The organism is Streptomyces sp. NPDC058664, assembly GCF_042716635.1.
Classification (GTDB): Bacteria; Actinomycetota; Actinomycetes; order Streptomycetales; family Streptomycetaceae; genus Streptomyces.
This window is the reverse complement of record NZ_JBHXRW010000107.1, coordinates 1-10,729: the sequence shown is the minus strand read 5'-3', so window position 1 is coordinate 10,729 and position 10,729 is coordinate 1. Positions and strand designations below refer to the sequence as shown.

The 10,729-nt window shown below is 67.1% G+C and carries 12 protein-coding genes and 1 pseudogene; 8 read left to right on the top strand and 5 right to left on the bottom strand.

Annotated elements, in window-relative coordinates:
* Both tpg and ACFWUY_RS39285 read left to right on the top strand, forming a co-directional pair.
* Nucleotides 1–269 (top strand): telomere-protecting terminal protein Tpg (tpg, locus tag ACFWUY_RS39290; protein WP_384121379.1); only part of this gene is annotated, 269 nt, incomplete at its 5' end.
* Between the two features lie 71 nt (nucleotides 270–340).
* Nucleotides 341–1,108 (top strand): transposase, encoded by a 768-nt coding sequence (locus ACFWUY_RS39285; RefSeq protein ID WP_384121376.1) that lies wholly within the window; start codon nucleotides 341–343, stop codon nucleotides 1,106–1,108.
* Here ACFWUY_RS39285 and ACFWUY_RS39280 read toward each other — a convergent pair.
* The 3 genes from ACFWUY_RS39280 to ACFWUY_RS39270 all read right to left on the bottom strand — a co-directional run bounded on the left by ACFWUY_RS39280 (nucleotide 1,098) and on the right by ACFWUY_RS39270 (nucleotide 2,706).
* Nucleotides 1,098–1,379: a hypothetical protein gene (locus ACFWUY_RS39280; protein ID WP_384121373.1), complete on the bottom strand. Its 282-nt coding sequence runs from the start codon at nucleotides 1,377–1,379 to the stop codon at nucleotides 1,098–1,100. The two genes, ACFWUY_RS39285 and ACFWUY_RS39280, sit on opposite strands and share 11 nt — an antisense overlap.
* A gap of 268 nt (nucleotides 1,380–1,647) precedes the next feature.
* Entirely contained in the window at nucleotides 1,648–2,196 is a 549-nt protein-coding gene (locus ACFWUY_RS39275; RefSeq protein WP_384121370.1) for a hypothetical protein, read from the bottom strand.
* Nucleotides 2,197–2,496: 300 nt separating this feature from the next.
* Complete coding sequence (locus ACFWUY_RS39270) at nucleotides 2,497–2,706, bottom strand: hypothetical protein (RefSeq protein ID WP_384121368.1); 210 nt, start codon at nucleotides 2,704–2,706, stop codon at nucleotides 2,497–2,499.
* Nucleotides 2,707–2,767: 61 nt separating this feature from the next.
* Between ACFWUY_RS39270 and ACFWUY_RS39265 the strand changes: the two genes are divergently transcribed.
* Nucleotides 2,768–3,226: a ricin-type beta-trefoil lectin domain protein gene (locus ACFWUY_RS39265; protein ID WP_384121366.1), complete on the top strand. Its 459-nt coding sequence runs from the start codon at nucleotides 2,768–2,770 to the stop codon at nucleotides 3,224–3,226.
* Between the two features lie 123 nt (nucleotides 3,227–3,349).
* Here the strand turns inward: ACFWUY_RS39265 and ACFWUY_RS39260 are convergent, their stop codons facing one another.
* Nucleotides 3,350–3,865 carry a hypothetical protein gene (locus ACFWUY_RS39260; protein ID WP_384121364.1) on the bottom strand — a complete coding sequence of 172 codons (516 nt, stop codon included), beginning with the start codon at nucleotides 3,863–3,865 and terminating at the stop codon, nucleotides 3,350–3,352.
* 60 nt (nucleotides 3,866–3,925) lie between these two features.
* Between ACFWUY_RS39260 and ACFWUY_RS39255 the strand changes: the two genes are divergently transcribed.
* Nucleotides 3,926–4,696 (top strand): transposase, encoded by a 771-nt coding sequence (locus ACFWUY_RS39255; RefSeq protein ID WP_384121362.1) that lies wholly within the window; start codon nucleotides 3,926–3,928, stop codon nucleotides 4,694–4,696.
* A 383-nt stretch (nucleotides 4,697–5,079) separates the two neighbouring features.
* The gene (locus ACFWUY_RS39250; RefSeq protein WP_384121360.1) at nucleotides 5,080–7,320 is read left to right on the top strand and encodes a hypothetical protein; all 2,241 of its coding nucleotides are present in this window, start codon (nucleotides 5,080–5,082) and stop codon (nucleotides 7,318–7,320) included.
* A gap of 166 nt (nucleotides 7,321–7,486) precedes the next feature.
* On the opposite strand, the gene ACFWUY_RS39245 is transcribed toward ACFWUY_RS39250, so the two are convergent.
* Nucleotides 7,487–8,386 (bottom strand): aminoglycoside phosphotransferase family protein, encoded by a 900-nt coding sequence (locus ACFWUY_RS39245; RefSeq protein WP_384121383.1) that lies wholly within the window; start codon nucleotides 8,384–8,386, stop codon nucleotides 7,487–7,489.
* 554 nt (nucleotides 8,387–8,940) lie between these two features.
* On the opposite strand from ACFWUY_RS39245, the gene ACFWUY_RS39240 reads away from it, so the two are divergent.
* The 3 genes and pseudogenes from ACFWUY_RS39240 (at nucleotide 8,941) to ACFWUY_RS39230 (ending at nucleotide 10,605) form a co-directional block, all read left to right on the top strand.
* Nucleotides 8,941–9,195, top strand: coding sequence for a hypothetical protein (locus ACFWUY_RS39240; protein WP_384121358.1), 255 nt, complete (start codon nucleotides 8,941–8,943; stop codon nucleotides 9,193–9,195).
* 320 nt (nucleotides 9,196–9,515) lie between these two features.
* Nucleotides 9,516–9,779: pseudogene (locus ACFWUY_RS39235) on the top strand (IS5/IS1182 family transposase); the annotation flags it as partial.
* A gap of 94 nt (nucleotides 9,780–9,873) precedes the next feature.
* Complete coding sequence (locus tag ACFWUY_RS39230) at nucleotides 9,874–10,605, top strand: hypothetical protein (RefSeq protein ID WP_384121356.1); 732 nt, start codon at nucleotides 9,874–9,876, stop codon at nucleotides 10,603–10,605.
* The last annotated feature ends 124 nt before the right edge of the window (nucleotides 10,606–10,729 follow it).

The window sequence follows — 10,729 nt, the reverse complement described above, 5'->3', positions numbered from 1 at the left end:
TCGTCATCGACACCCGCGCCCGCATGGGCTACACCGCGCCGATCGGGTCGACCGACCAGGACCGCATCCGGCACCTGACCGTCGCCCTGCCCCCGGTCTACGCCGCACGTCTCTTCGACGCCCAGGACGCCGGCGCCAGCGACGCCCAGCTCCAGCAGATCGCCGCCGAAGCACTCAAGGAGGTGTACTTCCAGGACGGCGGCCGCCGCGCCGGCTCCCTGGAAGAAGTCCGGTTCACCGACATCGAGCACCTCGAGTTCGACCTGTAGCCCGGCTCCTCGTACCAAAACGCCTAAAGGTTGTCCCGTAACTGCCGCCTCGCTTCCGCGTTGGTCACGGCATGGGTGGGGTGATCTCGGCGGGCGATCCGATGTGGATCGAGCCGTTCTCGGGGTTGAGCGAGTCGCAGTTCCGCAAGCTGGTCGCGCTGGTCCGACGTCGTGGCGGTGACGTCCAGCGCGGCCGGCCGTGGCGGCTGTGCCTGGAGGACCGGGTGCTGCTGGTTGCCACCTACTGGCGGCCCAACCTGACGTTGCGGCAGGTCGCGCCGCTGTTCGGGATCTCGAAGTCAGCCGCGGACCGGGTGTTGGACCACCTCGCTCCGCTGTTGGCGATCTCGCCCGCGCGACGGCCGCGGCAGGACACCGTACTGATCGTGGACGGCACCCTGGTGCCCACCCGCGACAGGACGATCGCGGCCTCCAGCAAGAACTACCGGTATTCGACCAACCAGCAGGTGGTGATCGACGCCAACAGCCGCCTGGTCGTCGCCGTTGGGCTGCCTCTGCCGGGCAACCGCAACGACTGCCGGGCCTTCGCCGAGTCGGGCGTCGACCGCGCCTGCGGGGACGCGCCGGTCCTGGCGGACGGCGGCCACCAGGGGACCGGCGCCCTGATTCCGCACCGGCGGCGTCGCGGACAGGAACACCTCACGCCCGGGCAGGAAGCCGACAACGCCGTCCATCGCAGGGCCCGGGCCCGGGTTGAGCACGTCTTCTCACGGATGAAGAACTGGAAGGTCCTGCGCGACTGCCGCCTGCGCGGAGCCGGCGTGCACCACGCGATGCTGGGTGTCGCACGGCTCCACAACCTCGCGCTCAGCGGATGAGCTGCTTCCGCCGCACCGTGAACTCCTCAAGTCCGTCCGGTGTGGTGACACCGTCCGGCGAGGTGGAGACGGTGACGACCTCGTTGTCGCCCGCCGGGCCATGACCCTCGGCGACCGCGCAGGCGACGGTGACCTCCACCGGATACGACGTGTCCGGGCCGAGCTCGCCCGTCGCCGCGAAGATCGGAGGCTTGTCGAGCAGCGACCAACGCTGTCCGGCCGCATCCGTGAACTGAACCTCGACCACCCCGGGCCACGGCTCATCGTCCACCCAGCGAACCGCCTCACATCGCAACTCAGCCACGAACGCGCCCACAGCCGAACAAGGTCATCAACGAGCGCCAGTATGCCGCGAGACGCCCGGCGGCAGTTACGGGACAACCTTTAGCCAGAAACGCAGAAGAGCCCCCTCCCCGATCGGGGAGGGGGCTCTCGTTGTACGTCAGGGTTCGGCGGCCGGCACGGCGGCCGAGAAGTCGAGGGCCCGAAGGGACCGCGCTCGCGGGCCCACGGTGGGCCTACGACACCCCTCCGGACCATCAGCCGAGTTTACCGCGCCAGGTCAGCCACCTGCGGCGCCCCCACGATCCAAGAGTGATTTTCGGCGGCTCTTGGAAAAACTCATTCGCCGCTGAGACGAACACGGAGACGGAGCCGACGGTGACCTCCGCACTGGTAGCGCCGTGGCCGGACATCGCCCTCACCGTCGTGTCGGTGCCGTTCACGTTGACCACCGCGGTGGACGGGGTGAAGGTCAAGTCGCCGAACACGGGCGGCTGTACCGGGCTGGAGTTGAACAGGAAGGCCGCCAGTTCCGCATGGAGCTCGACCACGAGTTGGACTCGATAGAGGTCAGGAAACGGCCTCACCGTGGAGACGACGGCAACCACCCGGCTGTCGGCGGAGTAGAAGGCGCTGACGTGGTAGAGGAAGTCATGCGAACGGTAGGGCGATAGGGAATACGTCCAGTCGGACGGGGCGTCGGCGAGTTCGGCGAGCGATCCGTGGAACTCCTCTTCGATCTGTGCCTTCGTAGGTTTGCGGAGGTCATCCGGCTCATTCTCGCCGGACCCCTGTGCACGGATCATCGTGTCCCCCCCAGTCGGCGGTAGGCGGGCCCACTCGCGAGTGGGCCCGCCAACTCTCCTACTGAGTCTAGGAGATGGCGCTGACAATCTGGGTGGGATGTGCGGTGCAACGTGAGGCGTCGCTCAGTACGGCGTACGAGTGGGGTGAAGGAATCTGAGCACTGGCATAGCTGCGAGTCAGGTTGGGGCCGACCTTGGTCAGGACGTTGGGGACGTGCGCCTTGACCGACTTCTCGGAGAGGTACCGGGCAGAGAGCATCGAAAGGCCCCCTCCCCGAACGGGAGGGGGCAGCATCCGAGCTACTTCTTGTTCTTGCGGTTCCACCAGCCGTTCCACCAGTGCAGGCGGTCACGGGACTGGGTGGGCAGAACCGAGCCGGCCACCATCTTGAAGGCGATGGCGAGCAGGACCACGAGGACACCTGCCGACAGCGGCACCGCCCGCCTGCGGCAACGTCCTTTCGCGGACAGGAGCCTGCTGATGGCCGCGCACTGGCGGGCGAACCTCACACTGCGGCAGACTCCTAGTGTCATGCTCTCGCTCAACTCTAGGGTTCCGGAGAGTCTCTTGATGTTGAAGAAGTTGGCAGTGATCGGGGCAGCCGCCGGGATGATGATCGGGCTGAACGCGCCTCCGGCAAGCGCGGCGGGGGCGAGGGGGATGTTCGAGGCCATGCCGAGCACATGGAAGTGCCTGGACTATCGGGCGGACTACGGCCCGTATGTGACCACCTGCAACGGGGGCAGCTACCAAACATGGGACTGGGCCGACGATTACGGCGTCTGGACGAGCGTGCGTCAGGAAGCGACTGGACTGTGCCTGACGGCGCGGAACGGGTTGATCGCGATGAAACCCTGCCTGGGCGGTGACTTGGCGGCGTTCTGGTCGATAGACAACGACTACTACTTGGGTGCCCTGATCAAAAACACGGTGACGAAAACCTGCTTGGCCAGGAACACAGCTGACAGGGTGCAACTGTCGACGTGCACGGGCGGTCCATCACAGCGGTGGAAGCCGTGGGCCGCCTAGGTTCTTCGGGCGGATCGGAGTCTCACCCTCAAGTACTGCTCTGACAGCCTGTGCGCAACTGCCGCTAAAAGGTTGTCCCGTAACCCCGAGGAGTTGCGCTACGACCCTCTGGCCACCAGGGTCTCAAGCTTGGTTGTGGCTCCCTGAGGCATTCCGATCACGCTGCTGGGTGCTGGACGACTCCAGCCACTGGTCCACCACGTCGTCCACTTCATCCAGGGCCGGATCGCGACTTCCGCTGGGCGCGTAGGCCGGTGACCGGTCAGTGCATAGTGGCAAATGTGCGCAGTACCAGGACCGCCGGGCACCGGCTATCTCCGCGGTCGTGCCCGTGCGGAGATAGCCGAGCAATGCCGTCATGACCCTGCGGCGCCCGAATGCGTAGAGCGCCGGCTCGACGAACCAGCGGCAGAAGCTTGGGTCCGGGTCGTAGACAGCAGCAGCCATCAGCGCGTCGAAGAACTCCTCAGACAGGGTGGCGCGTTCCAGCAGTGGCCTTCGTGCCGCTCCGGCCAGGTGCCGCGCACGTCGATCTTCAGGTACGTCGGCCGCAGCCTCAAGGTCCAGCAGGCGAGCCACTTCGGCTGCACATGCAAGGAATGAACGTGTGGATGCCTCGTGGCGGTCACCTTCGGTCATGGCAGGATTCTCGACCACGGGCCTGAGCAGAAGTGGTCGCATTGGCGAGATGATCTCGATGTGACTGGTGTGATCACGGCGTCGGAGCCGTCCTGGATAGCCCCGTTCTCCGGGCTGAGCCCGCGCGCCTTCGAGAAGCTGGTGACGGTGCTGCGTCGCGCAGGTGCGGACACGGTCCGCAAGGGCAGGCCGTGGAGCCTTCCACTGGAGGACCGGGCCCTGCTGGTCACCGCGTACTGGCGAACGAACCTGACCATGCGGCAGCTCGCCCCGCTGTTCGGGATCTCGAAGTCGGCGGCGGACCGCATCATCGACCATCTCGCGCCGATGCTCGCACTCCAGTCCCGCAAGCGGTTTGCCAAGGACACCGTGCTCATCGTGGACGGCACCCTGGTCCCCACCCGTGACCACGCCATCGCCGAGCGGTCCAAGAACTACCGGTACTCCACCAACCACCAGGTCGTCATCGACGCCGACACCCGGCTGGTCGTCGTGGTCGGCCGGCCGCTTGCCGGGAACCGCAACGACTGCAAGGCCTGGGAAGAGTCCGGCGCCAAGGCGGCCGTCGGCGGAACGACCACGATCGCCGACGGCGGCTACCCGGGCACCGGCCTGGTCATCCCGCACCGCCGCAAGCGCAGCCAGAGTGAACTCCCGGATTGGAAGGAGGAACACAACAAGTCCCACAAGCAGGTTCGGGCCCGCGTCGAGCACGTCTTCGCCCGCATGAAGACCTGGAAGATCCTCCGCGACTGCCGCTTGAAGGGGGACGGCGTCCACCACGCCATGCTCGGCATCGCACGGATGCACAACCTCGCCCTCGCCGGATAGATCAGCGGGTCACACTGCGGCCAACCATGCCCGAGACGGCTCGTAGATCATTTACGGGACAGCCCTTAGCCTCTTGTGACTGAGCGCTTCAGTTGGGGAGTGAGCGGTCGAGATGGCGAGCTGAGCACGTACAGGTCTGATCGTCGCTGAGCACCAGCCCCACAACAAGTCGGACCGCCGGGGGTCGGGTTCAATGATGGCCTTCTCCTTCCGCGCTCGGCGACTGCGATGAGAGGCTTGGCACCGTGGATTCGAGGAGATATCTCGGGCAGGCCGGTATGGAAGCATCCGTCCTTCCTTCCCGCGCGGCCTACCTGATCGCGGGCGGTAGCGAGGCCGGGTTCCGAGCGGCCGTGACACAGGCCAGCAGCCGGTGGGGCGGCATGACCGAGCCCATCGTCGAAGTCCGTGCTTCAGGTCTGTCCCAGCAGCACGAGCAGGTTCTACGCATCGTCGGCATCGAGGCGCTCGTCAACATCGACGCTGACCCCCTGGAGGCCAAGGAGATCGCGGCGGTCCTGGGGCTGCCTCTCGTCGACCTTGAGGACACGCGGAACCACACGGTGGTGTTCACCTGCTCCCCGGCCGAGGTCCGGGAATTTACGGATCCGGCGTACTCGCCGATCGCGGCAAGCACGATTGCACCGCTGTGGCAGCTGGCCGCGGCCGGATGCGTGAAGCCTGGCCACCGCGAGCATGCGAGGGTGAGCGAGTGGGAGGACGAGTTCGGCCGGTGCCAGCTGCGGAACGACACCCGGATCCAGGACACGATCGCGCAGTTCGGTGAGTACCAGAGCATCACCCCGGGGCACACACCTCTCGTCCTGTGGGTCGTCGAAGGCGAGGGATTGGAAGACAGCCTCGACTTCTGGAACACCAGGGCAATGCGGCCGGTGGACACGATCGACATGCCCATGTTGCTGCTGCCCGGCGCCGACGCGGTCAGGCACTGGCTCAACTTCTCCGAACAGGTGGCTGGTCTGCTTGGGTCCCGCCCCGGTCACTTCGCGCCCGACGTGGCGCTCGTCAGCCGCTCAGCGTCGCCCAAGCAGTTGCTGGAACTCGCCTCGGTGCTCGGCCTGGTCCCCGGCGACGAGGAGCCGTGCGCCGGAGCGCGTATCCCCATACCCCCGGCCCGCACCGCCCCGTTCACCTACCGGACGGACTTGGACCCCACGGACTGGGTGACCCTCGAACGCCACTACGGGGTTCCGACGTCTTTCGACGTCCAGGTCTTTGCCGACGGGCCGAGCACTCTGCGCTTCGCCCAGCCCGTGCGGTTCAACGGGCCCGCAGGAGCCCTCGTGAGATTCTGGGGCGAGCCTTTGTTCGGCCTGCCCGCCCGCCCATCCATCGCCCAGCTCGTCCACCCCGACGCCCAGTGGCGGGACGGCAAGCTGCAGCTCTCGTTCCTCCCCATGAGTCATCAGCTCGCTGTTCAGATGACGTTCCCCCTGCTGCCACAGGCCACAGAGCAGCTTCTAGACGATGTCACTGCTGCGCACCAGCTGTCCTCCGCGGGACGGCTGGGGACAGCTCTGGCCGAGCGGGCCGACAGCTCTGCGCTTCTCGAACGCGGCGTCTACGAGGCGGCTATCGCCCTCACCACGCCGCGGTCCAAGGAGCTGATGAAGCGGCTGCAGGAGCTGCGGGCCGACGGCAGCCCGGACGCCGAGCTCGCTGAGCTCGCCGCCACATGGGGCGGCCGGTCCGAGCGGCGCTACCTGACCGCCCACAAACTCCCGAACGTCAGGGCGGAGGACCGGGCGGCCGCAATGGAACGACTGTGCGCGCTGGGCTGGGCGGAGCGAGGGCTGGAGAGCGTCTGCTCCTCGTGTACCAGCCGGTCGTTCGTTCCGCTCAGCCAGACCAGCAGTTCCCCGCGGTGCCCCGGGTGCGGTGCCGTGTCCGCCTACCATTCCGGCGGCGCGCCGACCGCCGTGCATTACCGACTCGACAGCTTCACCGACCGGGCCAGCGACAACGGCCTGCTGCCGCATCTGCTCGTCATCGCTGAGCTCTGTCGACGCAAGCCTCGTTCCCATTTCCTCCCCGGCACCGACGTCACCTTCACCGACGGTGGACAGGAGGAGGTAGACATCTTCGGAATCTGGGACGGGAAGGTCCTCTCTGGGGAGGTGAAGACTTCTTCCTCGGAGTTCGACGAGGCTCAGCTCCGGCGCGATGTCGCACTGAGCCAGCGGCTCGGCGCGGACATCCACCTGCTCGCCTCGGTCACCACGGTCGACAACACCGTCCGGGACACTGCGGGGGAGTTGTGCGACACGGCCGATCTCGAGCTGGTGGTCCTAGACCAATCCGACCTTCGCCCAGCCGCGCACAAGCCTGTCCCAGCGACCGCCGCCGATGGCCTCGGCTGGTTGCGTACTGCAATGGCCGACCTGGCCTCGCTGATCGAGAAGGGCAATCCCATTAATCGCGGCCAGGCGGCACGAATCCTGAAGACCGCCTCTGGCGGGGCCTCCCCAGTCCCCGGCCATATTGAAGCCCTCGCCTGGACGCTGAGCGAGCACCGGGACGGTGCCGCGGAACTGCTGCCCAGATCTCTGGCAGTCCTCGAGGCTGCGGTTCATCAGCACAGCGCCGCCGAACGGAAAGGGTAGACCGCACGGCAGCTACCAGCCTCCGCACAGGCGCAGAACAGCCGAGCAGGACAAATACCAGCTGCTGACCAGCGGAGGCGTCCCAGGCGCAGTTGGTGAGACCTGAGCCTTCCGCCGTGTTGGCCTGAAGTTTCTCCATGAACCCACACATCCTGGAGTCGTTTGATCAGCCGATCAGAGCCTCGGTGATTTGGCGGGTGGTCTGCGCGGCTACCCGGGGATTTACGGCGGCGTAGGAGGTGTAGGCGTTCAGGCCGGTGGCAAGGGCCCAGCCGCGGCCCCGGGTCCAGGTGGCGTCGTCGACGCCGAGCGTGGCGCGGAAGACAGCCCGGCTCCCGGCAGACATCAGGGTGAAGGCGATGGTCAGGTCGCAGGCCGGGTCGCCGATGCCGAGCTCGCCGAAGTCGATGACCGCGCTGAGGCGGCCGGCGACGGTCAGCAGGTTGCCGGTGTGGAAGTCGCCGTGGAACCAGACCGGCGGGCCATCCCATCCGGGGGCGCTCAGCGCCGCATCCCACAGCTCGGTCATGGCCGCGGCGTCGAACGCACCGTCGGCCTCCGCGATAGCGGCTCGCGTCGCGCGGTCCCGGTCGGTCAGCGGCCGACCGGTGAGGTCCTCGCGAGCCTCCTCGACCGGGAAGTCCTCGGGAACGAATGCCTGAAGGGCGGTGAGGAACTCCGCCAGTTGGACGGCAGCCCGGGACGAGTCGGCCAATGCCTCGGCGGTCGCCACATCGCCGTCCAGCCAGCGGGACACCGCCCACGGCCACGGATAGCCGAAGTCGGGCTCACCCACCCCCGCCGGTACGGGGATGGCCAACGGCAGGTGCGAGGCGAGCCGGGGGAGCCACTCAGACTCCTTCATGGCCTGCCTTATGGCACCCGCATGGCGGGGCAACCGGACGGACAGGTCCTCGCCCAACCGGTAGATCACATGGTCCGAACCGGCCGGGTCGAGCAGCTTGAGAGGCAGCTCGGCCCACTGCGGGAACTGCGTATCGACCAGGCGCCTGACCAGTGCGGCATCGATCGCTGGGCGGGGGTCCGCGGCTCTCCCGGCTGCCAAGAGCAACTCCTGCGGTGGGCCCGCTCCATGCGGCGGGCAGTCGGAGCCATCACAGTGCCTCGTGCACTCGTCTGTCGATCGGTTTTCTCGACTGGCCGTCCTCCGAGCCGGAGCTGCGGTCGGCCCTGCTGGAGTGGCGCTTCACCCCCGACAGCAATGAAGCCTTCAGCCAGTATCTGGCGTTCCGGACCGCGCGGTCCTGACCTTACCCATCACGCTCAGGCTCAGCGTCTGTTGATCTCCTTGGCCAGGTGCTCGGCGTGGTCTTCGAGCAGTGGTTTGAGAGCGCCGTAGTAGGGCTGGTGGTCAGTGGTGCGGAGTGAGTCTGACGTCATGGACAGTCTGTGCTTACCGTCCTTGGCATCGTTGTGTGCTGCCGTCGGCGCCTGGACTGTCCGCCGGGTCAAAGCCGCACGGAACCCAACCCGGCCCCGACCGGGCCACCCTCGTCGGCAAGCGCAACGCCGCCCTGGTGTTCCTCGGCTTCGCCACTGCCGCCCGCGTCTGCGAGCCGGACGCGCTCGACCTGGCCGCCGTGACGCAGACCGAGCACCGTGACGCAGACCGAGCACGGCTACGACGTGACCGTGCACCGCAAGAAGGCCCGCAAGCGCACCACCAACACGATCCTGTACGGCACCGACCCGGCCATCTGCCCCGTCCGCGCCCTGTACGCCCACCTCGCCGCCCTCGCGGCCGCCGGACGCACCGACCCGGGCCGCTCTTCGTCCGTGTCGACCGCTGGGACCGGCTCGCCCCGCCGATTGCCCGGGGTGGCCGGACCGTCGGCGCCCTGGCCTGGCGGATGACGGCCGAGGCCGTCGCTGCGCCGCGGCTTCGCCACCGCCGCCCGGGCCGCCGGGCACGACCCGCTGGAGATCGCCCGCGCCGGGATGGTCCTTGATCTCGCCCACCCGACAGCAGCATGGCGAGAACTCGAATGCCTGAAGGCGATGGCGCGACGCTGCGGCGTGGAGCCCTGAGAGCCGAGCGGTAACGGCCACGTTGGCCACGGGGCCAGCCGTGCGGTGTATAGCCGCGGCGACAGGCGGTGTGCGGAAGGCAATGGAGCAGTCCAGTCGGCGCACGATGCCAACTTCGGTGATCCGTCATATGCGATGACCTTGGTGTGGCTGGTGTGATTACGGCGTCGGATTCATCCTGGATAGCCGCCGTTCGGCGGGCTGAGCCCTCGCGACTTCGGCAAGCTGTTGACCGTCCTGCGGCGGGCAGGCGCGGATGCAGTCCGCAGGCTCAGCCGTGGAGCCTCCTGCTGGAGGACCGGGACCTGCTGGTCGCGGCTTACTGGCACATAGATTTGACGATATGTCAACTCGCTCCGCTGTTCGGGGTCTCGAAGTCGGCGGCGGACCGCATTACCGACCACCTCGGCATTGGGCAAGTCGACGTCAAAACGTAATGAAAATGGTTCATTATTGCGGGTACGATCATTCTTGTTATTCGTTTCCGCGAGGAAAGAAAAGAACATGGAACTGCGCAGGGCCCTTTCGGTGATCGCTGTCTTGTCGACCCTGCTCGCGGGATCCGCGTGCAGTAATGCATCTACGGAATCCGGTGACGGGAAGCCAAAAGCGGGCACGCCGGGGACGGGGAATACGCTAAGCCCCGAAGAAAAGGCTGCGGCCGAGGCGAAGCGCATAGGTGCGGTAGACCCGGTAACCCTCGAAAAGGTTGTGCTCTCTGGTAAAAAGAGCGGATTCGAGGCGAAGGAGGTCGCCAAGTCCCAGGTCGAGGCCGGCCGTGACATGAAGGCCGACAATGCCGTGTGCCAGCCGCTTGCGAGCCTGGCCGGCGGCTACACGCACCTTCCGGCGATCGGTGTCGTGCACCGCTCTCTCGACCCGATTGAGGCGAAGAACGCCACCGTCGGTTCGATGTGGCTTGCTTCCCACTCGGAGAAAGACGCCCAACGGGTCATGTCCGACCTGCGGGCCTCCCTCAAGGCATGCCCCAAGGGCTTCAAGACCGTCGGCTTGGCGTACACGGGCGTCCAGTCGGTGAAGGCTCCCGCGCTGGGCGACGAGGCTGTCGGCTACCGCATTACCAGCGTGGTCGGCGGTCAGAAGGTCCCCATGACGTACACCGTCGTGCGCCAGGACGGTGTGATCGCGGCGTTCTATGGTGTCAACATGCTGACCCCGCAAGCGAGCGCGATCCCGGACTCGCTGGTCAAGGCCCAGCTTGACCAGCTGGGCTGACGGGTCGCGCATACGAACGTGGGGGCCCCCCCGGCGGGGGGGGCCCCCCGGGGGTTTCCCGGGGGCCGCGCCGCCCGGGGGACAACCCCCGAACAGTCTGGTTTAAAAAAAAGAAGGAGGCGGC